The sequence below is a fragment of the Chthonobacter albigriseus genome, from assembly GCF_013839445.1.
Classification (GTDB): Bacteria; Pseudomonadota; Alphaproteobacteria; order Rhizobiales; family Pleomorphomonadaceae; genus Chthonobacter; species Chthonobacter albigriseus.
In genome coordinates, this window is sequence record NZ_JACDIT010000005.1 from 182,969 (window position 1) to 206,187 (window position 23,219).

Genomic DNA, 23,219 nt, shown 5'->3' on the forward strand with positions numbered 1-23,219 from the left:
GTCATCCCCGGATCGTCTGCTCCGGCCGGCAGCGCAGCACGAGCAGGGTGACGTCGTCGAACCTGGCGCGGCCGGCGGAGTGGTCCAGCACGCGTTCGACCAACCGCTCGGCAAGCGCGCGGGCGGGCTGACCGACCATCGCGGCGCATTCGGCCGCGAGACGGTCCGCGCCGAACATCTCGCCATGGTCGCCCTCCATCTCGAGGACGCCGTCGGTGACCAGCACCAGGCTGTCGGCGGCGGCAAGGTGGATCACCCGGTTGCTGAAAGCCAGGTGCTCCACGGCGCCGATCGGCGGGTCGGCGGGCGCATCGGCGGTATCCGCCGCGCCGGCGCCGGCACGGATCGGCGGGAGATGACCCGCGTTGACATAGTCGAAGCGGCCGGTCGCGACGTCCAGGAAGCCGACGAGGAGCGTGATGAAGAGGCAGTCCTCGTTGTTCTTGCAGAGCTCTTCGTTGAGGAGGGCGGCGATCTCCGAAGGCCGAGGCACGCGGCCGGCGAGGGCATGGAACTGCAGCGTGCCCGCCCTCAGCAGGCTGCGGGTGCGCGCCATGAAGAGCGCCGCGGGCATGCCCTTGCCCGAAACATCGCCGATCGCCACGCACAGCACGTCGGGGGTGACGGGGAAGAAGTCGTAGAGGTCACCACCGACCTCCTGGGCCGGCATCATCACGGCGTGGATGTCGACCGGGCCTTCCGCGGGCGGGAAGTGCGTGTTGACCATCGCCAGCTGCTGGTGGCGCGCCTTGGCCAGTTCGGCCTCCAGCCGAAAGAGCTGGCGGCGGACTTCCGCCCGCAGCGCCTTCTTCTCCAGGACGGAGCCGATCCGGGCCCGCAGGATGGAGGGATTGAAGGGTTTGGGCAGATAGTCCTCGGCACCGAGGTCGAGGCACTTGACGACGGTTTCCAGTTCGCTCGCGGCGGAGATCATGATCACCGCCGTCTCGTCCAGGCGGTCCTCGATACGGACCGCCTCCAGCACCTCGACGCCGTTCATTCTCGGCATCATGACGTCGAGGAGGACGAGATCGACCGGATGCGCGCGGATGTGGTCGAGCGCCGCCTGCCCGTCCTCCGCCTCGGCGAGGTTGCGGAAACCCAGCCGCTGGAGCCGACGCACCAGGATGGCGCGGTTGTCCTCGACGTCGTCGACGATGAGGATGTGCGCGTGCGCGACGTTCATGACGCCGGCTCCAGGCTGAGAACGAGCCGGACGTGGTTGCGGCCCGCGTCGACGGCGTAGCGCGCTTCGGTCATGAGGGTGCGGACGAGGTGGACGCCGAGGCCGCCGAGCGGGCGATCGTCGACACCGAGGTCGAGATCCGGAGGGGGATTGGAGAAGGGGTCGAACAGTGCGGCGTCGTCGCTGATCTCGATGGCCAAGCGGTCGCCGTGGTGCTCGATGCGCAGCCGGATCTCGCCCGGCGCCCCGGGTGCGTAGCCATGGTCGATGACGTTGTTGACGAGTTCGTCGAGGCAAAGCTGGACCTTGAAGGCGACGTCGGGGGACAGCCCGCTGACGCCCGCGAAGTGATCGAGAGTGGCCATCAGCGCGCCGAGGTCGGCGAGGTCGGCTGCCAGCACCACATCCAGGCGGGTGATCTGCATGACGGCTGCCTCCGCCTCCGAACCAGGCCGTTCAAGTGGCGGCCACGGCGGTTTCCACGGTGGGGTGGATCTCGAAGATGCGGGTGAAGCCGCTGATCTCCACGACGGAGCGGATGCGGTCGTTCATGCCGGCGAGCGCCACGCGGCCCTCCAGCCGCCTGACCTTCTTGGCGACCGAGAGCAGGACGGAGAGGCCGATGCTGCTGATGTAGTCGAGAGCGGAGAGATCGATGACGATGGCGGTGTCGCCCCGCTCCAGGGTGGTGGACAGGCGCTGATCGAAGATCGGGGCGTTGGTGCTGTCGAGGCGGCCGACCGGCGCGATCACCAGGATGTCACGGTGCCGGCTCTCGGTGATTTCCATGCTGCGTCTCCATGCACTGTCATTGCGATCACGACCGGCCGGCGCCGGCGAAAAAGGAGTCCACGAAGGCCGATCCCGGATTGGTCAGGTCGAAGGCGTGGAGGCCGAGTTCGGCAGACAACAGGCGGAAACTCTCGACGCCGCGGACCGAGTTTCCCTTGCGATCGAGCCGCGGCGAGAAGGTGCCGATGCCGAGCTGGCGGTTGACGACGCCCATGATGCCGCCGCCGACGCCGCTTTTTGCCGGAACTCCGACGTCGTAGGCCCAATTTCCGGAGTAATCATACATGCCGCAGGTGAACATGACAGCCTGCGTGTCGCGCACGGCGGCAATGTCGAAAACCTCTCGGCCGGTCACCGGTTGATCACCCATGTTGGCGATGGTGGCGGCCATGGTCGCCAGATCCCGGGCGGTGACCGAAATCGAGCACTGGCGGAAGTAAAGGTCGAGCGCCGGCTCCATCGGCTCGGCGAGCGCGCCGACGCTGACGAGGAGGTGGCCGATCGCCCGGTTCCGGTGGCCGGTCGCGGCCTCGGACCGATAGACGGCCTCGTCGAGGACCAGCCGGCGACCGGCCGCAGCAGACAGGCGGGCGAGCACCTCGTCGAAGGCCGCGTCACCATGGACGTCGCGCAGAATGCCGGCCACGGTGATCGCACCGGCGTTGACCATGGGATTGTAGGGCCGACGGGTGACCGGATCGAACTCGATGGCGTTAAACGGGTCGCCGCTCGGCTCCACGCCGACGCGCTCGAGCACCTTCGCCCGCCCGATCGCCTCGAGGGCCATGCAGTAGGTGAACGCCTTGGACGTGGACTGGATCGTGAAGGGTGCCTGCGTATCGCCGATCCCATGCACCGCGCCGCCGACGGTGGTAACCGCGATCCCGAATGGCGTCGGATCCATCTTGGACAGCTCGGGGATGTAGTCTGCGACCTCGCCGCCCGTGTTTTGGGCAACGAGCCCATGGATGTCGGCGAGAATCCGATCGACGCCGAATTCGCCGTCCCCGTCAGCGTCCGCCATGCCCACTCCGCTCCCCATCGCCGCGACGCTCCACCGGGCGCCGGGCTCAAGCGATGCATGTCGCGTGCCTATTGGAAGCAGGGGTGGTGGGGGGCGGGCCGGCACGGTCCCGGGGACGCGGGCGGCGAGCTGGACGACCCAGGCTGACGTCGGATCCCATGCGTCCGGAGGTACAGGGTGAGCGGGGTTCCGGCGGGGAAGGGGATCGTTTCACATGCGAGGTGGATCAATCGCCGGAGAAATCGATCCTCGACCGACTGGGCCCTGAAGGCCTTGTCGATGGACGGGAGGGGCGCGGCCGGCCGCCTGCGGCGGCGGGACCCTCACCTCAGGATGGATTCCAGTGATCCGTACTCGCTGCGCTTCAGGACTTCGGCGCGGTCTTCCGGGCAAGCCGCTTCGGCTGCCGCGTCAGCCTTGGGCGGCAACGCGCCGAGGTCCGCGGGGTCCTCGTAGAGGCTGGCGAGGCCGAAGACGAGATGCATCTGAATCTGGTCCGCCCCGGGCATGGTCCGCGCCTCCTTCAGCAGCGGACATAACTTGTCCGAGAGTTCGTCGGCAGATGCGGGGCCGATCGACAGAAGCAGTGTCGCAGACACCGCGGCGAGACGAGCAGCCAAGTCTTGCATTCCCGAACTCCGATCTGTGAGCGCCGGAGTCTAGATCGGATCGGATGGAGCCGCGTCATCCATTTTGCGGAGCATGCCGCCGCGATCCGGTTTCGCCTTGGGGGGATCGTCGGGACCGCGGCCGGGCATCGCCGGCGCTGGCTGCGGCCATTGCGGGCCGCGCAAACCAATGGGGTGTGGCCGCGGATCGATTCAACTTTCCTTAAGGATTGACAGGGCGTGGGATCGGCGGGACTAGTATAGCGGTTTACTAAAGCGCTTTACGGGAGCCGACCGTGCGGAAGGCGACGCTGACCGAAGTGGCGGAGGCGGCGGGGGTTTCCCCGACGACCGTGTCGCGCTGGCTAAACGGCGGGATCCAGCTGCCGCCGGCGACGGCCGAGCGGATCCGGCTGGCGATCGGGCGGCTCGACTACCGGCCGAACGCGCTGGCGCGGCGGCTTTCCCGCGGACGGGCCGAGGCGATCGGGATCCTGGTGCCCGATATCGCGAACCCCTTCTTCGCGCTGATCGCCGGAGAGGCGGAGCGGGTGGCGGTGGAGGCCGGGTTCGACCTGGTGATCTGGTCGTCGCGGAACCTTATCGAGCGGGAACTGGCGTGCTTCGACCGGCTGGCCTCCGGCTTCGTCGACGGGCTGATCGTGATCACCAACCACGAGGACGATGGGCGGCTCGCCGAGCGGATCGCGCGGCACAAGGGGCGCGTGGTGCTGGTGGACGAGGACGTGGCGAACGGCCCGGCGCCGCGGTTCTTCGTGGAGAACGAAGCCGGGGGACGCGAAGCGACGCGCTATCTGATCGAGGCGGGCCATCGGCGCATCTTCCATGTCGGCGGCCCGCGCGGGGTGATGAGCGCCAAGGAGCGCGCCGAGGGATGGCGCGGGGCCCTGGCCGAGGCCGGGATCGTCCCGGCGGACGACTGGCACGTGTTCACGGAATACGAGGTGGAGCCGGCGACGGCAGCGGCGGCCGTGCTGTTCGAGCGGGCGGATCCGCCGACGGCCGTCTTCGCGGGCAGCGACGCCATCGCTCTCGGTGTGCTGACACAGGCGCGGGCGCGCGGCATCGCCATTCCCGACGCGCTGTCGCTGGTCGGGTTCGACGGGCTGCCGATCGTCAGCCTGCTCGGGCCACCGCTGACCAGCGTGGAGCAGCCGATCGCGGACCTGGGGCGGCTCGGCGCGGGCCGGTTGCTGGCGATGATCGGCGGTGCGGAAGCTTCATCCGAGACGCAGCGGCTGCCGGTGAGGCTGGTCGCCCGCGCGTCGGTAGCGCCGCCTAGCGAGATTCGGCCGCCACGCGCGGCCTGACGACATCGGCGACGGGAAAGGTCCCGCGTGCGATCCAGAGGGAGTAGGGAACCATGAGCATCTTCGACAGAAGGCAAGTACTGGGAACTCTCGCCGCAACCATGCTGGCCCTTTCGGCGGGCACCGCACTCGCCCAGGACAAGCCGACGATCGGCCTCGTGCAGATCAACCAGCAGGCCCTGTTCTTCACGCAGATGAACGAAGGCGCCCAGAAGGCGGCCGACGCCGCGGGCGTGAACCTCGTGATCTTCAACGCCAACAACGACCCGACCGCGCAGAACAACGCGATCGAGACCTATATCCAGCAGAAGGTCAGTGGCCTGGTCGTGGTGGCCATCGACACCAACGGCATCATGCCGGCGGTGAATGCCGCAGCCGCCGCCGGGATCCCCGTGGTGGCCGTCGACGCGGTGCTGCCGGAAGGCCCGCAGAAGGCGCAGGTGGGCGTCGACAACGAGGGCGCCGGCAAGGCGATGGGCGAGTTCTTCCTGAAGTACATGGCCGACAGCATGGGCGGATCGGCCAAGCTCGGCGTGGTCGGCGCGCTCAACTCGACGATCCAGAACATCCGCCAGAAGGGCTTCGAGGACGTCGTCAAGGCGAACTCCAGCGTGACCTTCGCCGGCGTGGTGGACGGGCGCAACGTGCAGGATTCGGCACTTGCGGCGGCCGAAAGCCTGATCACCGCGAACCCGGACCTGACCGCCATCTACGCCACCGGCGAGCCGGCGCTGCTCGGGGCCGTGGCGGCCGTCGAAAGCCAGGGCAAGCAGGACCAGGTGAAGGTGTTCGGCTGGGATCTGACGGCGCAGGCGATCGCGGGCATCGACGCGGGCTACGTGGCGGGCGTGGTGCAGCAGGATCCGGCCGGCATGGGCGCGGCTGCGGTCGACGCGCTGGTCAAGCTCGGCAAGGGCGAGGCGGTGGACGCCAACATCCCGGTGCCGATCACCATCGTGACCAAGGACAACGTCGAGCCCTACCGCTCGGTCTTCAAGTGAGCGAAACGGCGATGTCTGCCGAACGACAGGGAGCGGCTTCGGCCGCTCCCGATCCCCGCATCTCCATGCGCGGCATCGTCAAGCGCTTCGGGAGCGTCGAAGCGTTGCGAGGGGTCGATCTCGACCTCCACGCCGGTGAATGCCTCGGGCTCGTCGGCGACAATGCGGCCGGCAAGTCTACCCTGACGAAGATCCTGTCGGGCGCCTACGTTCCCGACGGTGGCGAGATCCGCGTCAACGGACGGCGGGTCGACTTCCGCAACCCGGCGGATGCGCGGGTGCACCGCATCGAGATGGTCTACCAGGACCTCTCCTTGTGCGACACGATCGACGTTGCCGGCAACCTGTTTCTAGGGCGCGAGCCGATGCGCGGCGCCTTTCTGGACCGCCGCGCGATGCGGGACGGCGCGCGGGCGATGCTGGACCGGTTGGAGATCAAAATCCCCCGGCTCGACGCCCTGGTGGCGCAGCTCTCCGGTGGGCAGCGGCAGGCGATCGCGATCTGCCGCGCCGCCGCGTTCGACCCGGAGGTGCTGATCATGGACGAGCCGACGTCGGCGCTGGCTGTCGCCGAGGTGGAGGCGGTGCTGGCGCTGATCAACCGGGTGAAGGCGTCGGGCGTCTCCGTCGTGCTGATCACCCATCGGCTGCAGGACCTGTTCCGCGTGTGCGACCGGATCGCGGTGATGTACGAGGGCGTGAAGGTGGCCGAGCGGCGCACCGCGGAGACTGACCTGCAGGACCTCGTATCGCTGATCGTGGGTGAGAAGCACGTGAGCAAGGCGGCGGGAGCCGCCGCCGGCCCGGGAGGCGCCGCATGACCGCCTATACCTCGCGGCCGGCCGGATCGAGGCTCGCCGACATGCTCGCCACCCACGCGCAACTGCTTTCCATCGCCGGCTTCTTTCTGATCATGGTGGTGATCTTCTCGGTGATGAGCCCGGTGTTCCTGACGACCGGAAATCTCCTCAACGTGCTGCGGCAGGCGGCGCCGATCCTGATCGTGGCGGTGGCGATGACCTTCGTGATCACCACGGGCGGGATCGACCTGTCGGTCGGGTCGACGGTGGCGCTGATCAACGCGCTCGCGGCGATCCTCATCCAGTTCGGCATACCGTGGCAGGCCGTGGTGCCGGCGCTGCTCCTGATCGGGTCGGCCGTCGGGGCGGCGCAGGGCTGGTTCATCGCCTACCAGGGCATCCAGCCGTTTATCGTGACGCTGGCGGGCCTTTCCGCGCTGCGGGGCATCGCGCTCCTGATGACCGAGGGGTTCTCGGTGCCCATCCCCGGCGGGATCGGCTTCGTGCAGATCGGCAGGGGGTGGTTCGCAGGCGTTCCGGCGCCGGCGTGGATCGCCGTCGTCGCTGCGGTGGCCGGGTTCCTGGCACTGACGGGCATGCGGTTCGGGCGCTACGTGACGGCGATCGGCGCGAACCAGGAGGCGGCCCGGCGGGCGGGCATCCCGACGCGGCGGATCCTGCTTTCGGTCTACGTCCTGACGGGGCTCGCGTCGGCGGTGGCCGGCATCGTGATTGCGGCGCGGCTGGGCTCGGGCAGCTCCAATGCCGCGGTCGGGCTGGAGCTCGACGTGATCGCGGCGGTGGTGCTCGGGGGGACGTCGCTGATGGGTGGCCGGGGTTCGATCCTCGGCACCATCCTCGGCGCGCTCACCATCGCGGTGATCGGCAACGGCCTGATCCTGGCGCACGTCTCGCCGTTCTTCACGCAGATCGTTGCTGGGGCCATCATTCTCCTGGCGGTGTGGCTGAACGCGCGGGTGTTCTCGCGGCTGGCCGCCGGAACGCGGAGGCGTACATGAGCGAACTCAGTCCCGCCCACGTAGGCTCGGGCCTGGTGATGACCGTAAACGGTCCGATCCCGGCCGCCGAGCTCGGCCTGACGCTGATGCACGAGCATCTCGTCAACGACTGCCGCTGCTGGTGGAACCCGCCCAAGGAGCCCGACCGGGCGCATCTGGGGACCGAGCCGGTGCATCCGGGGATCCTCGGCGAGCTGCGGATGGACCCATTCGTCAACCTCGATAACTGCGCGCTGGACGACCCCCGCGTGGCGGCCGCCGAACTGCTGCCGTTCAAGGCGGCGGGGGGCCGGAGCGTTGTGGATCCGACCTGCCGGGGCATCGGCCGCAGCCCGACGGCGCTCAGGGAGATCGCCCGGCTGACCGGCCTGCAGCTGGTGATGGGATCGGGCTATTACCTGCAGTCCTCGCACCCGCCGGAGGTGCGGGACCTCAGCGCCGATGCCATCGCCGACGAGATCGTTCGGGAAGCGCTGGGGGGCGTCGACGGGACCGACGCGCGGATCGGGCTGATCGGCGAGATCGGGGTGTCCGGCGACTTCACGGCGGAGGAGGAGAAGAGCCTTCGAGGGGCGGCGCGCGCGCAGGCGCGGACGAGGTTGCCGCTGATGGTGCACCTGCCGGCGTGGTACCGGCACGGCGGACGGGTGCTCGATATCGTGGCGGAGGAGGGGGCGGATCTCGCCCATACGATCCTCTGCCACATGGGGCCTTCCTGGCGGGACTTCGACTACCAGGCAGGGCTCGCTGCCCGGGGTGCCTTCATCGAGTACGACATGATCGGGATGGACTACTGGTACGCCGACCAGGGCGTGCAGTGTCCGTCGGATGAGGAGAACGCGACGGCCATCAAGGGGCTGATCGATGCCGGGTTCCTCGGCAACATCCTCCTGTCGCAGGACGTGTTCCTGAAGATGATGCTGACGCGGCACGGCGGCTTCGGCTACGCCTACGTTCCGACCCATTTCGCGGCACGGCTGAAGAGGCACGGCGTCACCGAGGCCGAGATCCAGACCATGCTCGTCGACAACCCACGTCGCGTGTTCAGCGCGCACTGATGCTTCCGGAGGAAACAATGGCCAAGACCAAGGTCCTGCTCGTGGGCGAAAGCTGGGTCAGCGCCGCCAACCACTACAAGGGGTTCGACGCCTTCTCCAGCGTCACCTTCCACCTCGGCGCCGAGCCGCTGGTGGCAGCGTTGAAGGACAGCCCGTTCGAGCTGACCTACATGAAGGTGCATGAGGCGGCGACCGAGTTCCCGATGACGATGGAGGGGCTTCTCGCCTACGACGCGGTGCTCCTCTCCGACATCGGCTCCAACACGCTGCTGCTGCATCCGGACGTCTGGCTGCACGGGCGGACCGTGCCCAACCGGCTGAAGCTCCTGCGCGACTACGTGGCCGGCGGGCGCGGGCTGATGATGATCGGCGGTTACTTCTCGTTCCAGGGGATCGACGGCAAGGCGCGCTGGCGGCGAACGCCCGTGGAGGACGTCCTGCCGGTGACCTGCCTTCCCTATGACGACCGGATCGAGGCGCCGGAGGGGATCATCGCGGACATCACCATGCCGGAGCACCCGATCGTGGCCGGCCTGCCGGGTCCGTGGCCGGCGCTGCTCGGCGTCAACGAGGTGGAGCTGAAGAGCGGGCCGGACGTCGAGGTGATCGCGCGGCTGCCGGACGACCAGGGTGGCCATCCGCTGCTGGTCGCGGGCCGGCACGGCAAGGGCCGGACGCTCGCCTGGACGTCGGACATCGGTCCGCACTGGCTGCCGCAGCCGTTCGTCGACTGGCCCGGCTATCGGCAGCTGTGGACGCAGGCGCTGACCTGGCTGACCGAGCCGGCCCGCTAACGGGCCGGCCGCGGCAGGGTCAGGTGCGAAGGCCCGGGGCTTCCTGGCCGGTGCGGGCGACGTATTCGACGTAGCCGCCGCCGTACTGGTGGATGCCGTCGGGGGTGAGTTCCAGGACGCGGTTGGAGAGCGCGGCGAGGAAGTGGCGATCGTGCGAGACGAAGAGCATGGTGCCTTCGTAGTCGGCGAGCGCGGCGATCAGCATCTCCTTGGTGGCGATGTCGAGGTGGTTGGTGGGCTCGTCGAGGACGAGAAAGTTCGGCGGGTCGTAGAGCATCTTGGCCATGACCAGCCGCGCCTTCTCGCCGCCGGAGAGCACGCGGCACTTCTTCTCCACGTCGTCGCCTGAAAAGCCGAAGCAGCCGGCGAGCGCCCGCAGCGAGCCCTGGCCGGCCTGCGGGAAGGCATCCTCAAGCGACTGGAAGACGGTGCGGTCGCCGTCCAGGACCTCCATGGCGTGCTGGGCGAAGTAGCCCATCTTGACGCTGCCGCCGAGGGCGACGGAGCCGTCGTCCGGCTTGGCGGAGCCGGCAACCAGCTTCAGGAGCGTGGACTTGCCGGCGCCGTTGACGCCCATCACGCACCATCGCTCCTTGCGGCGGACGGTGAAGTCGAAACCGTCGTAGATGGTGCGGCTGCCGTAGCGCTTATGGACTTTCTTCAGAACCGCGACGTCCTCGCCGGAGCGGGGTGCGGGCGGGAAGTCGAAGGCGACGGTCTGGCGACGGCGGGGCGGCTCGACGCGGTCGATCTTCTCCAGCTTCTTGACTCGGCTCTGCACCTGGGCGGCGTGGGAGGCGCGGGCCTTGAAGCGCTCGATGAACTTGATCTCCTTGGCGAGCATGGCCTGCTGGCGCTCGAACTGGGCCTGCTGCTGCTTCTCGTTCTGGGCGCGCTGCTCTTCGTAGAACTCGTAGTCGCCGGAGTAGGTGGTGAGCGAGCCGCCGTCGATCTCGACGATCTTGCCGACGATGCGGTTCATGAAGGCACGGTCGTGCGAGGTCATCATCAGCGCGCCCTCGTAGCCCTTCAGGAAGGACTCCAGCCAGATGAGGCTCTCCAGGTCGAGGTGGTTGCTGGGCTCGTCGAGGAGCATCACGTCCGGGCGCATCAGGAGGATGCGGGCGAGGGCGACGCGCATCTTCCAGCCGCCGGAGAGGGCGCCGACGTCGCCGTCCATCATCTCCTGGCTGAAGCTCAAGCCGGCGAGCACCTCGCGGGCGCGGCCCTCCAGGGCGTAGCCGCCGAGCTCCTCGAAGCGGGCCTGGACCTCGCCGTAGCGCTCGATGATGGCGTCCATCTCGTCGGCCCGGTCGGGGTCGGCCATGGCGGCCTCGAGTTCGGCCAGTTCTGCGGCGACCTCGCTCACCGGGCCCGCGCCGTCCATGACTTCCGCGACGGCGCTCTTGCCGGACATGTCGCCGACATCCTGGCTGAAGTAGCCGATGCTGACGCCGCGATCGACCGCGACCTGGCCTTCGTCGGGCTGCTCCTCGCCGGTGATCATGCGGAAAAGGGTGGTCTTGCCGGCGCCGTTCGGACCGACCAGGCCGACCTTCTCGCCCTTCTGAAGCGTCGCGGACGCTTCGATGAAGAGGATCTGGTGGCTGTTCTGCTTGCTGATGCTTTCGAGTCTGATCATGGGTCCGGGAGCGGCCTTCAAGCGTTCGGGGCGCCCTTATGCCACGAGACGCGGTGCGCCGCGCGTTTTTCGTTCACTCATGCGTGACTTCGAATAGCGAAACCCGATCGTCCGCCGCCGCGTAGCTCCGGTCGTGCTGCTCGGCAGCGCGAAACAGCTTTGGAGGAATACGCAATGACTCGACTGACAGCCGCCGCCGTGGTGCTTGCAGCCGCAACGGGCTTCGCCGGTCCGGCGCTTGCCGACCATGTGAACGTGAGCGTGGACAAGGTGACGGCCGCGGATGGCACGGTCACCTTCGGGTCGGTGAAGATCGACAAGGACGGCTTCATCGTGGTGCATGCGGTCAAGGACGGTGCGCCGGTGCTGCCGGGCAATGTGGGACATGCGCCGGTGAAGGCAGGAACGACGGAGAACGTGGCGGTGCCGATCGAGGGCCTGGAAGCCGGCGGGACCTACATGGTCATGCTCCACTACGACACCGACGGCGACGGCAAGTACGGCTTCGGCGAGGGCATGACGGACGTGGACACGCCGGCGGTGACGCCGAAGAACGAGCCCTGGATGAAGGAATTCAAGGCGGGCATGTAATCGCCCGGCCTGCAGATTGAAGACGAAGGCGGGCCCCCTGCGGCCCGCCTTTGTCGTATCAGGCCGCCCTCACGCGCTCGAACAGCGTTTCCATCTCGCGTCGAAGGTCGCCGCTGGAGCCGGCCACGTTCTCTGCGGCCTGAAGAACCCGGGCGGCCGCCTCGCCGGCGCTGTCGGCGGACCTGCGGACGTCCTCGATGCTGACCCCGACATGGGCTGAGCCCGTGGCCGCCTGGCTGACGTTGCGGGCGATCTCGCGCGCAGCCGACTGCTGCTGCTCCACAGCCGAGGCGATTTCGCTTGTGATGCCGTAGACCTCGTCGACCACGCGGGTGATCTCGTCGATGGCGGCGACGACCTGTCCGGTCGCCTCCTGGATGCCGTGCACCTGGCCGGTGATGGTGGCGGTGGCGCGGGTCGTCTGGTCGGCCAGTCCCTTGACCTCGGCGGCGACCACCGCGAAGCCGCGGCCGGCCTCACCGGCGCGCGCTGCCTCGATGGTGGCGTTGAGCGCCAGCAGATTGGTCTGGGCGGCGATGTCTCGGATAAGTTCGATGACATGGCCGATCCGCTGCGCATCGTCGGAAAGGGTGCGGACGACCTCGTTGGTCTGTCGGGCGTTGTCGACCGCCTGGCGGGTGATGCCGGCGGAAGAGGATGCACGCGAGCCGATCTCGTTGGCCGAGGCGGCGAGCTGCTCGGTGGCGCCGGCGACGGCCTGGACATTGCCCGTCGTCTGCGCGGCGGCGGCGGAGACCTCGCCGGAGCGGGCGGCGGTGCGGGCGGCATCGGCACTCATCGCTTCGGCCGTGCCGTTCATGACGCCGGCCGCGGTTTCCAGCTGGTGGACCAGCTCGCTGCCGCGGGCCTGGAACGCGGACATGATCTCCTGGACGCGCTCGGCCTTGCGGGCTTTTTCGGCGCGCTCGGCGTCCTGCTCGGCGGCGAGGCGCTCGGCTTCCAGCAAACCGTCGCGGAAGACGACGAGGGCGGTGGCCATGGTGCCGATCTCATCGTGCCGGTCCGTGGCGGGGATCACCGTGTCGCGCCGACCCGAGGAGAGTTCGCGCATGGCGGACGTGATGGCGGCGATGGGACCGGTCACGCTGCGGGCGATCATCAGGGCGAGGACGACCAGAAGGCCGAGCATGACAGCGACGCGAGTGGCAGCGTTGAGGGCATTCTCCATGGCCGCGGCGGTGACGTCGTCGATGTAAATGCCGGTACCGATGATCCAAGGCCAGCCGGTCGCCTGGGCGACATAGGAGACCTTGGGTACGGGAAGCTCGCTGCCGGCGCGCGGCCAGAGGTAGTCGACGAAGCCACTGCCGGCGCCGGCCACGACGTCGATCATCTCGCGGAAGAGGAACTTGCCGTTCGGGTCCTGGCTGTCGAACTGGGAGGTGCCGTTCAGCTCCGGCTTGACCCCGTGCGCGACTATCGTGCCCTTGTCGTCGATGACGAAGAAATATTCGCCATTGCCGAACCGGAGGCTGGCGATCGCGGCAAGGGCGGCCTTCTCCGCGTCATCCTTGCCCATCGCACCCGAGGACGCCAGGTCAGCGTAGTGCGCGGCCAGCGTTGACGCGGTCTGGACCTGGTCACGGATCTGGTCCTTGCGCAGTTCGAGTTGTTCGCCGTTGTTGTGGAGCTGGTCGGCGACCGTGCTGGCCACGAGGCTCAAGGCCGCAATCCCGATGAGAAGGCCGAGGCGGCGACCGATCCTCATACGGGACAGAAGATCCGAGATACGCGCCATTGTTTGTCCTCGCCGACTGTTGTCGCCGCCGCCAGGCTTGGGCGTGGCGGCCAGGTTTCCTTCCAGAGACCCCGGCGGACAGTCTGCCCGACGAGATCGTTCACAATAGGAACAATGCCAGTTGAGCAGGGGTTAACACCTGTCAGTTTTTGATTTTTGATCTGACATATCCGGTATAGCCCGTAGCTTGTTGCCAGGAGCGCGCCCGGCCCAAAACGGCGAAAGGCGCGAGGATCGCTCCCCGCGCCTTCCGTTTCCCCAGCCACCTTTGTTCGTTCAGGCGATCGACTTGGAGGAGTCGCGCACCTTGCGGGTGGCGTTGTCGATCTGACGGGTGGCGTTGGCGATCGCGTTCATGTTGCGCGAGATGGTGTCGACGCCGTCGGCGGCGACGCGCATGTTGCTGGACATCTCGGAGGTGACCGCCGACTGCTCCTCCACCGCGCTGGCGATGGCCGAGGAGATCTCGCTGATCCGCACGATGGTCGACGAGATCGAACTGATGGCTGTGACCGCGCTGCCGGTCGATTCCTGGACCGCGTTGATCTGGGCGCCGATCTCCTCGGTGGCCTTGGCGGTCTGGGTCGCAAGGCTCTTGACCTCGGAAGCAACGACGGCGAAGCCGCGTCCCGCCTCGCCGGCGCGTGCTGCTTCGATGGTCGCGTTGAGGGCCAGGAGGTTGGTCTGCGCGGCGATGTTCTGGATCAGCTGGACCACGTCGCCGATGCGCTGGGCCGCGACCGTGAGGCCGGAAACGATCTCGTTGGTCTTGTCGGCCTGCTCGACGGCCTGGCTGGAGATGTCGCGGGCGTGAGCCACCTGGCGACTGATCTCGGCGACGGAGGCGACGAGTTCCTCGGCGCCCGAGGCGACCGCCTGGACATTGCCGGAGGTCTGCGTCGATGCCGCGGCCGCCTGGGTGGCCTCGCCGGTGACGGAGGAGACGGTCTCGGTGATGCTGCTGAGGTCGGCGTCGATCGCTTTCTGGACCTCGGCCCGGCGCTGCTGCTCGCGCACCTGGCCGGTGATGTCGGAGGCGAACTTGACCACCTTGAAGGGACGGCCGTTCATGTCGAAGATCGGGTTATAGCTGGCCTGGATCCAGACTTCGCGGCCGCCCTTGCCGATCCGCTTGTACTGGTTGGCCTGGAACTCGCCGCGGGCCAACGCCGCCCAGAACTGGCGGTAGGCCTCCGTCTGGCGCTCCAACACGTCCACGAACATGGAATGGTGCTGGCCCTTGATCTCTTCGAGGCGATAGCCGAGAGCGTCGAGGAAATTCTGGTTGGCGGTAATCACCGTTCCGGTCAGTTCGAACTCGATGACGGCCTGCGCCTTGTTGAGGGCGGCGAGCTGGCCCTGCCAGTCGGCGGCCTGCAGCTTGGTGGCCGTGACGTCGGTGGCGAACTTGACGACTTTGTAGGGCTTGCCGGACCGGTCGAGCACCGGGTTGTAGGAAGCCTGGATCCAGATCGCCTTGCCGCCCTTGCCGATCCGCTTGTATTCCGCCTGCTGGAATTTGCCGGACTGGAGGTCGACCCAGAACTGCCGGTATTCGGCACTGTTGGCGTAGGCCGGTTCGACGAACATCTGGTGATGCCGGCCCTTCACCTCGTCGAGCGAGTAGCCGAGTGCATTCAGGAAGTTCGGGTTGGCGAACAGGATCTTGCCGTCCATGTCGAACTCGATGATCGCCTGCGACCGATCCAGGGCGGCCAACTTGGCCCTGTCGTCACTTCCGCCTAGGAAACTCATTTCTTACCCCCGTGTAAGGACGCGTCATTGAGCTCCCACACCAATAAATCAAATCCTAAGTGCCGCATTCGGAGGCATTATTTGCATGATAAATTGCGGTTACTACTGAGATGCAAGTTGCTTGGGCTCATACTGTCAGTGCCTTACGCATAATCTTCCGAAATGAAGACGACATGCTATTCTCTATTCATCAACCGCATTTTTTTGATCAGTTTCGGGCCGATATGGTCGTGCGCGATCTTCCGTCGACATAGACACCGGCGATGTTCGGGCGGGAAGCCGTGTAGAGCGACCGCGCGAGAACCTCTTCCGTGGAAAGGTCCTCGAACAGGCGGACGGTTCCGGCCGGCGCATGCGGATCGACGACCAGCGCGTCGAAGCGCCGGCCCGGCATGAACAGGCCGACGGGGAGATCGAGCGCGTCGGCGCCGCCGGCGGTGGCGAGGTGGAAGGCGGTTCGCCAATCGATGCGCGACCCGGGCCGGCCGCGCCGTTCGGCGGGCAGGTCGGGATCGACACCGTCCTCCAGCATGCGCGAGGCGGCAACGGCCATGCGCATGGCATCGAGGATGGAAGCGATCGGGCCGCCGGATATGTCCGTTCCGAGGCCAACGCGTAGTCCCTTCTCCAGGGCGGAGCGGAGCGGGAAGATGGCGTTGGCGAAATAGGCGTTGGAGACCGGGCAGTGGGCGATGCCCGCGCCGCGCCGACGGACGAGGTCCATGTCGGCGGGCGTGAGGAAACCGGCATGGGCAAGAACGGTGCGGCGGCCGACGAGGCCGAAGCCGTCGAGCGCCTCGGCATCGGTGCGACCCATCCGCTTCAAGACGAAAGCGTGCTCCCAATCGCTTTCCGAGCAGTGGGTCTGCACGTGGCAGCCGCAGGCGCGGGCCAGCGCGCCGAGCCCTTCCAGGGTGGGATCGGTGCAACTCGGGATGAAACGTGGGGTGACGACGGGAAGAACGCGACGTTGGGCGTTATCGGGATGGGCAAATATGTGGTCGATCACCGTCTGCGTACCGGCCAGGGCGGCTTCCGGAGACGCATCGCGCAGGTCGGGGGGGCAGGCGGCCGGATCGTCCATGGCGACCTTGCCGATGAGGGCGCGCAGGCCCTTCTCCACGGCGATGTCGGCGAGGAGGCGGGTGGCGTCGGTGTGCACCGTGGCGAACATCAGCGCCGTGGTGGTGCCGTTGGCCAGGAGGTCGTCGACGAGCGCGGTGTAGGCTCGGCGCGCGAAGGCGAGGTCGGCGTAGCGCGCTTCCAGCGGGAAGGTGTAGCGGTGGAGCCAGACTTCCAGCGGCGCGTCGAGCGCAGCGCCGAGCTGCGGATACTGCGGCGCGTGGATGTGGAGGTCGACGAAGCCGGGGATCGCAAAGGCGCCAGCTGGAATCCGCTCGAGCCGGCCGGCGGCGCGGGCGTCGGACAGGGTGGCTGCGTGGCGCGGGTCGTCGCGCGGGATGACGGCGGCAATCGCGCCGGCCGCGTCGATCTCGACCAACGCGTCGTCCAGGATCTCCACCGCGCCGCGTACCGGGGCATGGGCGAAGGTGCCGGCAAGGACGCGGCCGCGGAGATCGTGCATCGACGTGTTTCCAGGCTGGGACGCGCCGGCCGGCCGCCCGCTTGCCGCGGGAGGACCGGCCGGCGCGACGGCGTCATTGCGGAATGCGGGTCTCGACGCCCTTGACCAGCCAGTTGATGCCGAGGAGGTCGCCGTCGGCGATCACCGCGCCCGCGGCCAGCTTCTCCGCGCCGTCCTGGTCGAGCACCGGGCCGGTGAGCGGGTGGAAGGTGCCGGCTTTCATGGCGGCGACCGCCTCGTCGATGAGGGCCTTGGCGGGCGCGGGAACATCGGCGGTCAGCGAGCCGACACCGACGGCGCCGTCCTTCATGCCGCCCCAGTAGGCGGTGCCCTCGAACTTGCCGTCGAGCACCTTGCCGACCTCGGCGACGAAGTGCGGACCCCAGTCGATAGTCATGCCCATCAGGTACTTCTTGGGGGCATACTTCGCCATGTCCGACGAGGTGTTGAGAACGTAGACGCCGAGCTCCTCGGCCAGGGTCACCACTTCAGGCGTGTCCTGGTAGAGCGAGAACAGGACGTCGGCGTTCTGGGCAACCAGGGAACGGGCGGATTCCTGGCTCTTGTTCGGGTCGAACCAGGAGTTCAGCCACACGACCTTCACCGTGACATCAGGGGCGACCTTCTGGGCGCCGAGGGTGAAGGCGTTGATGATGCCGACGACCTCCGGGATGGGATAGGCGGCTACGACGCCGAGCACCTTGGACTTGGTGAGCGAGCCGGCGGCGATCCCGCCGATGTAGGCGCTCTCGTAGTTGCGGGTCTGGAAGTTGCCGAAGTTGGGCGCGAGCTTGTAGCCCGAGGCGTGGATGAAGGCCACCTCGGGGTGCTGCTTGGCGAGCTTCAGGCCGTCGTTCATGTAACCGAAGGAGCCGATCATCAGCATCTTGGCGCCGTCGGCGATCATCTGGTTCATGATGCGCGCGGCGTCGGGGCCCTCGGGGATGTTTTCGGCGGTGACGGCCTCGACCTTGTCGCCGTAGGCCTCGACGATCTTCTTGCGACCCTCGTCGAGCTCGTGCGCCCAGCCGACGTCACCAACCGGCGAGGGATAGACGAAGCCGATCTTCAGTTTCTCCTCTGCGGCGCCGGCGGCAATGCCGGCTCCGGTGGCGATGGCGAGCGCGAGGGCGCCCGACAGCAGGTTCCTGATCAATGACATGTGCTTGCCCCTCTGTTGTGGTTCGTTGTCGTCATGCCTGCCCGCGGAACGGTTTTCCGAGGGAGAGTGGTCGCGTGAGGCGAAGCCGGGTCTGGTCGCGCGAGATGGCGGCCAGAACCAGGATCGTCACGATGTAGGGGGACGCCGACAGGAGCTGGGACGGGATGGCGAGCCCGAGGCCCTGGACGGACAGCTCCATCAGCGAAATAGCGCCGAACACATAAGCGCCGAGCGCGATGCGGAAGGGGAGCCAGGAGCCGAAGACCACGAGTGCGACGGCGATCCAGCCGCGTCCGGCGACGAGGCCCTCGGCCCACAAGGCGGTGTAGGCGATGGAGAGATGGGCGCCGCCGAGGCCGGCCATGAAGCCGCCGAAGAGGACGCAGCCGAGGCGGATGCCGAGGACGGGCGTGCCGATTGCCCGGGCCGCCTCGGGGTTCTCGCCGACGGCACGGATGCTGAGGCCGAGCTTGGTGCGGGTGAAGACGAGGGCGACGACCGGCACCAGGAGGATGCCGAGGTAGACCATTGCATCGTGGGAGAAGAGGATGGGCCCGACGACGGGGAGGTCGGAGAGGCCGGGAATGTCGAGCGACGGCGGCTTGGCGATAGCCGCGCCTTCGAAACGGTTGCCGGCGAAGGCGGAGACGCCGAGGCCGAGGACGCCGATGGCAAGGCCGGCCGCGACCTGGTTGGCATGGAAGACAAGGACCAGCGCGGCGAACACCAGCGAGAGCAGGGCGGCCGCCGTGCCGCCGGCCAGGAAGCCGAGGGTGTGCGATCCGGAAAGCGTGGCGACGGCGAAGGCGAAGGCGGCGCCGGTGGCCATCATACCCTCGACGGAGAGGTTGAGCACGCCGGAGCGCTCGGCGACGGACTCGCCGAGGGCCGCGAAAAGCATCGGCGTCGCTGCCGCGAGCATGCCGGAGAGGATGAAGACGAGGGTAGCTGTCATGGCGCCGAGCCTTCCGCGACAGCCGCTTTGCGCCAGCGGATGCGGTGGGTGAAGAGGAGCGAGGCGGCGAGGTAGAAGACGAGCAGGAAGCCCTGGAGGATGGTGGCGGAGGCGTTCGGGACGCCGGCGGACACCACCGCGTAGTCGCCGCCGACGTAGATCACGGCCATGACCAGGGCGGCGAAGACGATGCCGATCGGATTGAGGCCGCCGAGGAAGGCGACGATGATCGCGGCGAAACCGTAGCCGGGCGACAGGGTGCGCTGGAGCATGCCGAGCGGTCCGGCGACCTCGCCGACGCCGGCAAGTCCGGCGCAGGCGCCGCCGGCGAGGAGCCCGATCCAGATCGCGCGGGTCTGGCTGAAGCCGGCATAGCGGGCGGCGGCGGGGGCCAGGCCGCCGACCATGAGGCGGAAGCCGGCGGTCGTGCGCGCCATAAAGACCCAGGCGACGAGGGTGGCAGCAAGACCCATCAGGAGTGAGGTGTTGGCGCGCGTTCCGGGGATCAGCGGGGCGAAGAGGGCGGCGTCGCCGAACATCACGGACTGCGGGAAGTTGAAGCCCATCGGGTCCTTCAACGGGCCCGTCACCAGGAAATAGAGGAGCTGGAGGGCGACGGAGGACAGCATGAAGGTGGTGAGGATCTCGCTGGCGCCGAAGCGGACGCGCAGCAGAGCGGCGATGCCGGCCCAGGCCGCCCCGCCAGCCGCGCCAGCCAGGATCATCGCAGGCAGGAGGAAGGGCGAGGTGGAGGTCTCGAAGGCAATGGCGAGAACCGAGGCGCAGATGGCGCCGACGATGAGCTGGCCCTCCGCGCCGATGTTCCAGATGTCGGCGCGGTAGCCGATGGCGAGGCCCTGCGCGACGAGGAGCAGCGGACCGGTTTTCAGCAGAACCTCGCCGATCGCGCCGACGCTGGCGAAGGGCTGCACGAAGAAGGCGTAGGCGACCTTCTCCGGCGGGCTGCCGATGGCGGTGAAGAGCAGGAAGCCGCAGAGCAGCGTCAGAGCCACCGCGATGGCGGGAACGGCGACGAGCGTGGCGCGGGAGGGGGCGGTGCGGGCCTCAAGCATGAGCGAGGCTCCGGTCGGGCGCGACTGCGGCAAGGGCGGCGAAGTCGCCGGCCATGGCAAGGCCGATCCGATCGCGGTCGACGGTGGCCGGGACCGATGGCGACAGGCGGCCGCGGAAGATGACGTGAAGGCGGTCGGCGGTCTCCAGGATCTCGTCGAGTTCGTCGGAGATGACGAGGATCGCCGCGCCCTTGCCGGCCATGTCGACGAGGCGCTGGCGGATGGCGGCGGCGGCGCCGACGTCGACGCCCCAGGTGGGCTGCGAGACGATCAGCACCTTCGGGGCGAGCGCCATCTCGCGGCCGACGATGAACTTCTGAAGGTTGCCGCCGGACAGGCTGCGGGCGGGCGCATCCGGACCGGAGCAGCGGACGTCGTTGCCGGCGATGAGGCTCTCGGCGAAGGCCTTGACTGCGGCGAAGCGGATGAAGCCACGGGTGGAGAGGCCCAGGCCGGCGGCGGTCAGGTAGGCGTTGTCGGCCAGCGACAGCTGCGGAACTGCGCCGCGACCCAGCCGCTCCTCCGGGACGAAGGCGAGCCCCATACGGCGCCGGTCGCGCGGTCCGAGGTCGCCGACGGAGGATTCCTCCAGGCGGACGCGCGGCGCCTCCTGCGACGGCAGCCGCGTTTCGCCGGAGAGGACGCGGACGAGTTCGGCCTGGCCGTTGCCCGACACGCCGGCGATGCCGACGATCTCGCCGGGGTGCACCTTCAGGGCGATGTGGTCGAGCGCCATGGCGAAGGGGTCGGCGGCTGGCAGGACCAGGTCGTCGACGGTGAGCGCGGGCTTCGGCGACAGCTCGCGCGGCGGGCGGACGGGATGCGGCAGCGCCGAGCCGATCATCAAACGGGCGAGGTCGTCGGCCGTCGTCGCGGTGGGGTCGACGGTCGCGACCACCTTGCCGCCGCGCATGATCGTCGCGGTGTGGCAGAGCGCGCGGATCTCCTCCAGCTTGTGGGAGATGAAGATGATGGCGCGGCCCTCGCCGGCGATCCGGCGGAGGGTTTCGAAAAGGGCGGGAACGGCACTCGGGGACAGGACGGCCGTCGGTTCGTCCATAATGATCAGGTCGGGGTCCTGGAGCAGGCAGCGGATGATCTCGACGCGCTGCCGCTCGCCGACCGAGAGGGCGTGGACGGGAGCGTCGGGATCGACGGGCAGACCGAGCCGCGCGCCGGCCTCGCGGATGCGCGGAGCGAGGTCGCGAGGGGAGTCCGGCAGGGCCATGGAGATGTTCTCGGCGACCGTCATCGTCTCGAACAGTGAGAAGTGTTGGAACACCATGCCGATGCCGAGGGTCCGGGCCTCCGCCGGGTTGCGCATCGACACAGGCGCGCCCTTCCAGAGGACCTCGCCGGCGTCGGGGCGGGTGACGCCGTAGATGACCTTCATCAACGTCGACTTGCCGGCGCCGTTCTCGCCCAGCACCGCGTGGATCTCGCCGCGGCGCACCGTGAGAGCCACGTCGTCGTTGGCGGCGAGCGAGCCGTAGCGCTTTGTGATCCCTTCGAGGCGGAGGAGGACGTCGTTCACCGGCGGCCTCACAGAAATTCCGGGACGCCGGGCATGGCGACGAAACCGGGCAGGGCGCGGATACGTCGCGTCCAGGAGCGGAGCTTGGGATACTCCTCCAGGGCGCAGCCGAACTCGATGGAAAGGACAACGGCCGGGAAGCAGGCGATGTCGGCGACGGTCGGCGTGTCGCCGACGAGGAAGGGAAGACCGTCGAAGGACTGTCGGACGAGGTGATCGTCGAGGATCCGGTAGGCGCGGCGGGTGCCGCCGAGCGGATCGGCGACGGTGGGCGGAAGGCCGAGCATCTCCTCCAGGCGCGCCTCGTCGGCGGCCTTCAGGTCGTGGGCCGCGAAGGCGAGCCAGTCGAGGGTGGCGGCGTAGCCGGCGGCATCGCGGGGGAGCCATCGACCCGAGGGGTCATGACGTGCGGCGAGGTGGGCGAGGATCGCTTCGGGCGAGCGGATGACGATGTCGCCGTCGACGAGGACCGGAACGGTGCCGCGCGGGTTCACGGCGCGGAAAGCGGCGCCGTCGGTCTCTCGGCCGGGGAAGACGTCCACGGGGACCTTGACGCAGTCGAGGCCGAGAATGGAGACGAGCAGCCTGGCCTTGTAGGCGTCGGCGGAGAGTTCGTAGTCGTGGAGGACGAGCGCCATTGTTGTTGTCGTGTTCTCAGGCTGCCGAAGGGATCGGTTCGTTCTTCTCGAAGACGCCGTAGCGCAGGCCCTTCTCCTTCAGCCAGCGGCGGAAGGCGATCGAGGACATGTCGGCGCGGGTGGGGGTCTCGGCGCGCGGGGAGAGCGGCAGAAGGCGCGGGCGCTGGTTCTCCAGGATGATCCGGTCCTGCAGGAAGATCATCTGCTGGAAGTGGATGATGCCGGTGTGCGTGCTGACGGGATCGACCACGTTCACCACCGCGTAGGCCAGCGAAAGATCTTCCTCGACCGGCTGGATGAAGAGGGCGATCACGTCCATTCGGGCCTGGTCGCTGGGGCAGGTCTTGTAGAGGAGCACGTTGAAGGGCGTGGCGACCCGGTAGGTGTAGTCGGTCATCTGGCCACCCTCGGCGTGGGCGGCGGCCTGCGGCTGCCAGAAGGTGCAGTTGGTGGCCCAGACCTCGTCGACGTCGCGCCGGATCTCGCAATCGTACTTCGGAACCTCGGGCTGCTCCTCGGCGCCCAGGATGTCGGTGTGGACAAAGGGGAAATGCGCCATGTCGAGGAAGTTCTCGACCAGCCGGAGACCCGAAGCGCGGACACGGACGGCGCCGCAGGTGGCGACGCGGCGGTCGGTCTCGGCGAACTCGTCGATGGGGAAGAGATCGCGCGCGGGCGTGCCGAGGGTGGACCAGACGTGCCCGTAGGCGATGCGGACGGGGAGCGGGTCGCCGGACGGCCCGCCGGCGTCGGCCTCGCGGACGATGTAGCCGCCGTCGACGGGTCGAACCTCCAGATCCTGGCCGAGCAGGCGGGTCCGGTAGGTGCCCGCGGCGGCCGTGATGTCCTCGGGACGGCCGACGACGTACCAGGTGTCGAGGGCGGCGCGGTCGGTGGTCTTGGCCATCTGGT

Annotated in this window: 22 protein-coding genes; 7 read left to right on the plus strand and 15 right to left on the minus strand. The window is 68.2% G+C overall.

Annotated elements, in window-relative coordinates; all coding sequences use genetic code 11:
• Position 1: 1 nt before the first annotated feature.
• From HZ321_RS14775 to HZ321_RS14795, 5 genes are all read right to left on the minus strand, one after another.
• The gene (locus tag HZ321_RS14775; RefSeq protein WP_181703149.1) at positions 2 to 1,186 is read right to left on the minus strand and encodes a PP2C family protein-serine/threonine phosphatase; all 1,185 of its coding nucleotides are present in this window, start codon (positions 1,184 to 1,186) and stop codon (positions 2 to 4) included.
• On the minus strand, positions 1,183 to 1,611 hold the full coding sequence (locus HZ321_RS14780) for an ATP-binding protein (RefSeq protein ID WP_181703150.1): 429 nt from the start codon (positions 1,609 to 1,611) through the stop codon (positions 1,183 to 1,185). The genes HZ321_RS14775 and HZ321_RS14780 overlap by 4 nt, the downstream gene beginning before the upstream one ends.
• Positions 1,612 to 1,642: 31 nt before the next feature.
• Positions 1,643 to 1,975: an STAS domain-containing protein gene (locus HZ321_RS14785; protein WP_181703151.1), complete on the minus strand. Its 333-nt coding sequence runs from the start codon at positions 1,973 to 1,975 to the stop codon at positions 1,643 to 1,645.
• A gap of 28 nt (positions 1,976 to 2,003) precedes the next feature.
• Positions 2,004 to 3,002, minus strand: a complete 999-nt coding sequence (gene glsA / locus HZ321_RS14790; RefSeq protein WP_181703152.1) for a glutaminase A — start codon at positions 3,000 to 3,002, stop codon at positions 2,004 to 2,006.
• Positions 3,003 to 3,325: 323 nt separating this feature from the next.
• Positions 3,326 to 3,631: a hypothetical protein gene (locus HZ321_RS14795; protein WP_181703153.1), complete on the minus strand. Its 306-nt coding sequence runs from the start codon at positions 3,629 to 3,631 to the stop codon at positions 3,326 to 3,328.
• Between the two features lie 275 nt (positions 3,632 to 3,906).
• Between HZ321_RS14795 and HZ321_RS14800 the strand changes: the two genes are divergently transcribed.
• Genes HZ321_RS14800 through HZ321_RS14825 form a run of 6 tightly spaced genes read left to right on the plus strand, consistent with a single transcriptional unit; the run spans position 3,907 to position 9,613 of the window.
• Positions 3,907 to 4,941 carry a substrate-binding domain-containing protein gene (locus HZ321_RS14800; protein ID WP_181703154.1) on the plus strand — a complete coding sequence of 345 codons (1,035 nt, stop codon included), beginning with the start codon at positions 3,907 to 3,909 and terminating at the stop codon, positions 4,939 to 4,941.
• 53 nt (positions 4,942 to 4,994) lie between these two features.
• Positions 4,995 to 5,942 carry an ABC transporter substrate-binding protein gene (locus tag HZ321_RS14805; protein WP_181703155.1) on the plus strand — a complete coding sequence of 316 codons (948 nt, stop codon included), beginning with the start codon at positions 4,995 to 4,997 and terminating at the stop codon, positions 5,940 to 5,942.
• A gap of 11 nt (positions 5,943 to 5,953) precedes the next feature.
• Positions 5,954 to 6,763, plus strand: a complete 810-nt coding sequence (locus HZ321_RS14810; RefSeq protein WP_181703156.1) for an ATP-binding cassette domain-containing protein — start codon at positions 5,954 to 5,956, stop codon at positions 6,761 to 6,763.
• Positions 6,760 to 7,761, plus strand: coding sequence for an ABC transporter permease (locus HZ321_RS14815; RefSeq protein ID WP_181703157.1), 1,002 nt, complete (start codon positions 6,760 to 6,762; stop codon positions 7,759 to 7,761). The genes HZ321_RS14810 and HZ321_RS14815 overlap by 4 nt, the downstream gene beginning before the upstream one ends.
• Positions 7,758 to 8,819 carry a phosphotriesterase family protein gene (locus HZ321_RS14820; protein ID WP_181703158.1) on the plus strand — a complete coding sequence of 354 codons (1,062 nt, stop codon included), beginning with the start codon at positions 7,758 to 7,760 and terminating at the stop codon, positions 8,817 to 8,819. Before HZ321_RS14815 ends, HZ321_RS14820 begins: the two co-directional genes overlap by 4 nt.
• A gap of 17 nt (positions 8,820 to 8,836) precedes the next feature.
• Entirely contained in the window at positions 8,837 to 9,613 is a 777-nt protein-coding gene (locus HZ321_RS14825; protein ID WP_181703159.1) for a glutamine amidotransferase, read from the plus strand.
• A 19-nt stretch (positions 9,614 to 9,632) separates the two neighbouring features.
• Here HZ321_RS14825 and HZ321_RS14830 read toward each other — a convergent pair whose 3' ends face one another.
• Entirely contained in the window at positions 9,633 to 11,255 is a 1,623-nt protein-coding gene (locus HZ321_RS14830) for an ABC-F family ATP-binding cassette domain-containing protein (protein WP_181703160.1), read from the minus strand.
• 174 nt (positions 11,256 to 11,429) lie between these two features.
• Between HZ321_RS14830 and HZ321_RS14835 the strand changes: the two genes are divergently transcribed.
• Positions 11,430 to 11,846, plus strand: a complete 417-nt coding sequence (locus HZ321_RS14835) for a DUF7282 domain-containing protein (protein ID WP_181703161.1) — start codon at positions 11,430 to 11,432, stop codon at positions 11,844 to 11,846.
• Between the two features lie 58 nt (positions 11,847 to 11,904).
• On the opposite strand, the gene HZ321_RS14840 is transcribed toward HZ321_RS14835, so the two are convergent.
• From HZ321_RS14840 to HZ321_RS14880, 9 genes are all read right to left on the minus strand, one after another.
• Positions 11,905 to 13,605: a methyl-accepting chemotaxis protein gene (locus HZ321_RS14840; RefSeq protein ID WP_181703162.1), complete on the minus strand. Its 1,701-nt coding sequence runs from the start codon at positions 13,603 to 13,605 to the stop codon at positions 11,905 to 11,907.
• Between the two features lie 276 nt (positions 13,606 to 13,881).
• Positions 13,882 to 15,360, minus strand: a complete 1,479-nt coding sequence (locus HZ321_RS14845) for a methyl-accepting chemotaxis protein (protein ID WP_181703163.1) — start codon at positions 15,358 to 15,360, stop codon at positions 13,882 to 13,884.
• 208 nt (positions 15,361 to 15,568) lie between these two features.
• Positions 15,569 to 16,945, minus strand: a complete 1,377-nt coding sequence (gene guaD / locus HZ321_RS14850) for a guanine deaminase (protein ID WP_181703164.1) — start codon at positions 16,943 to 16,945, stop codon at positions 15,569 to 15,571.
• A gap of 73 nt (positions 16,946 to 17,018) precedes the next feature.
• Entirely contained in the window at positions 17,019 to 18,107 is a 1,089-nt protein-coding gene (locus HZ321_RS14855; protein ID WP_181703165.1) for a BMP family ABC transporter substrate-binding protein, read from the minus strand.
• Positions 18,108 to 18,138: 31 nt separating this feature from the next.
• The gene (locus HZ321_RS14860; RefSeq protein ID WP_181703166.1) at positions 18,139 to 19,062 is read right to left on the minus strand and encodes an ABC transporter permease; all 924 of its coding nucleotides are present in this window, start codon (positions 19,060 to 19,062) and stop codon (positions 18,139 to 18,141) included.
• Positions 19,059 to 20,135, minus strand: coding sequence for an ABC transporter permease (locus HZ321_RS14865; protein ID WP_181703167.1), 1,077 nt, complete (start codon positions 20,133 to 20,135; stop codon positions 19,059 to 19,061). The genes HZ321_RS14860 and HZ321_RS14865 overlap by 4 nt, the downstream gene beginning before the upstream one ends.
• Entirely contained in the window at positions 20,128 to 21,669 is a 1,542-nt protein-coding gene (locus HZ321_RS14870; RefSeq protein WP_181703168.1) for an ATP-binding cassette domain-containing protein, read from the minus strand. The genes HZ321_RS14865 and HZ321_RS14870 overlap by 8 nt, the downstream gene beginning before the upstream one ends.
• An 8-nt stretch (positions 21,670 to 21,677) precedes the next feature.
• Complete coding sequence (locus HZ321_RS14875) at positions 21,678 to 22,307, minus strand: glutathione S-transferase family protein (protein ID WP_181703169.1); 630 nt, start codon at positions 22,305 to 22,307, stop codon at positions 21,678 to 21,680.
• Between the two features lie 16 nt (positions 22,308 to 22,323).
• Complete coding sequence (locus HZ321_RS14880; protein ID WP_181703170.1) at positions 22,324 to 23,214, minus strand: aromatic ring-hydroxylating oxygenase subunit alpha; 891 nt, start codon at positions 23,212 to 23,214, stop codon at positions 22,324 to 22,326.
• Positions 23,215 to 23,219 lie beyond the last annotated feature (5 nt).

Coding starts and splice junctions, on each gene's coding strand:
- HZ321_RS14875 (WP_181703169.1), bottom strand. CDS start 22,307: ATGGCGCTCGTCCTCCACGACTACGAACTCTCCGCCGACGCCTACAAG.
- glsA (WP_181703152.1), bottom strand. CDS start 3,002: ATGGCGGACGCTGACGGGGACGGCGAATTCGGCGTCGATCGGATTCTC.
- HZ321_RS14840 (WP_181703162.1), bottom strand. CDS start 13,605: ATGGCGCGTATCTCGGATCTTCTGTCCCGTATGAGGATCGGTCGCCGC.
- HZ321_RS14855 (WP_181703165.1), bottom strand. CDS start 18,107: ATGTCATTGATCAGGAACCTGCTGTCGGGCGCCCTCGCGCTCGCCATC.
- HZ321_RS14860 (WP_181703166.1), bottom strand. CDS start 19,062: ATGACAGCTACCCTCGTCTTCATCCTCTCCGGCATGCTCGCGGCAGCG.
- HZ321_RS14795 (WP_181703153.1), bottom strand. CDS start 3,631: ATGCAAGACTTGGCTGCTCGTCTCGCCGCGGTGTCTGCGACACTGCTT.
- HZ321_RS14845 (WP_181703163.1), bottom strand. CDS start 15,360: ATGAGTTTCCTAGGCGGAAGTGACGACAGGGCCAAGTTGGCCGCCCTG.
- HZ321_RS14835 (WP_181703161.1), top strand. CDS start 11,430: ATGACTCGACTGACAGCCGCCGCCGTGGTGCTTGCAGCCGCAACGGGC.
- HZ321_RS14820 (WP_181703158.1), top strand. CDS start 7,758: ATGAGCGAACTCAGTCCCGCCCACGTAGGCTCGGGCCTGGTGATGACC.
- HZ321_RS14815 (WP_181703157.1), top strand. CDS start 6,760: ATGACCGCCTATACCTCGCGGCCGGCCGGATCGAGGCTCGCCGACATG.
- HZ321_RS14830 (WP_181703160.1), bottom strand. CDS start 11,255: ATGATCAGACTCGAAAGCATCAGCAAGCAGAACAGCCACCAGATCCTC.
- guaD (WP_181703164.1), bottom strand. CDS start 16,945: ATGCACGATCTCCGCGGCCGCGTCCTTGCCGGCACCTTCGCCCATGCC.
- HZ321_RS14865 (WP_181703167.1), bottom strand. CDS start 20,135: ATGCTTGAGGCCCGCACCGCCCCCTCCCGCGCCACGCTCGTCGCCGTT.
- HZ321_RS14810 (WP_181703156.1), top strand. CDS start 5,954: ATGTCTGCCGAACGACAGGGAGCGGCTTCGGCCGCTCCCGATCCCCGC.
- HZ321_RS14780 (WP_181703150.1), bottom strand. CDS start 1,611: ATGCAGATCACCCGCCTGGATGTGGTGCTGGCAGCCGACCTCGCCGAC.
- HZ321_RS14880 (WP_181703170.1), bottom strand. CDS start 23,214: ATGGCCAAGACCACCGACCGCGCCGCCCTCGACACCTGGTACGTCGTC.
- HZ321_RS14825 (WP_181703159.1), top strand. CDS start 8,837: ATGGCCAAGACCAAGGTCCTGCTCGTGGGCGAAAGCTGGGTCAGCGCC.
- HZ321_RS14805 (WP_181703155.1), top strand. CDS start 4,995: ATGAGCATCTTCGACAGAAGGCAAGTACTGGGAACTCTCGCCGCAACC.
- HZ321_RS14785 (WP_181703151.1), bottom strand. CDS start 1,975: ATGGAAATCACCGAGAGCCGGCACCGTGACATCCTGGTGATCGCGCCG.
- HZ321_RS14775 (WP_181703149.1), bottom strand. CDS start 1,186: ATGAACGTCGCGCACGCGCACATCCTCATCGTCGACGACGTCGAGGAC.